We start from the raw sequence: 713 nt of genomic DNA, 5'->3' as shown, positions 1-713 counted from the left end.
ACCGTGCGGCCGTCGTGGATCCGCACCACGCGGTCGACCGTCCCCGCTGGCGGCGCCACGTGCGAGATCAGCAGCACCGACTGCTCCCCCGCGGCCAGCAGCAGATCGCGCAGCAGGGCATCCGATGCCTCAGGATCGACGCCCGCCGTCGGCTCGTCGAGCACCAGCACGGGGAAGCCGCGCAGCAGCGCCCTGGCGAGCGAGATCCGCTGCGCCTGACCGCCGGACACCAGCGCGCCGCGGTCACCCACCCTCGCATCGAGGCCCCCGCGCTCCCGCACCCAGTGACCGAGTCCGACCCGGTCGAGCATCGCCAGCAGCTCCTCGTCCGAGGCGGAGTCGCGCGCGAAGAGCAGATTCTGGCGGATGTCCTCGTCGAACAGCTGAGGGCTCTGCTCGCACAGTCCGATCACGCGTCGCAGCGCCGGGCCCGAGAGCTCTGCGGCGTCGCGACCACCCACCAGATACTCGCCCTCCACGCGCAGGAAGCCGACCAGGGTCGCCGCGAGCGAGCTCTTGCCCGCCCCACTCGGTCCCGCGACCAGCACGCGCTCACCGGCGCGGAGGTCGAGGTCGACTCCCTTCAGCGCGGGCGTGCCGCCGGGCCAGGTCGCCCTGACGCCGCGCAGATGCAGCTCGGGAGTGCGCGCGAACTCCACGTCATCCCCCTCGTCGGAACGCAACTCCTCGGGCATCCGCTCCGGGAGCACGTC

1 protein-coding gene is annotated in these 713 nt (G+C 72.9%); it reads right to left on the bottom strand.

Going from position 1 to position 713, the window contains the following annotated elements; all coding sequences use genetic code 11:
* Nucleotides 1-713: ATP-binding cassette domain-containing protein (locus DSP71_RS16655; RefSeq protein ID WP_113681637.1), on the bottom strand; the 713-nt coding region annotated here is incomplete at both ends.

The sequence above is a fragment of the Microbacterium sp. H6 genome, assembly GCF_003314775.1.
GTDB classification, from domain to species: domain Bacteria; phylum Actinomycetota; class Actinomycetes; order Actinomycetales; family Microbacteriaceae; genus Microbacterium; species Microbacterium oxydans.
This window is presented reverse-complemented; position numbering and strand designations above follow the sequence as displayed.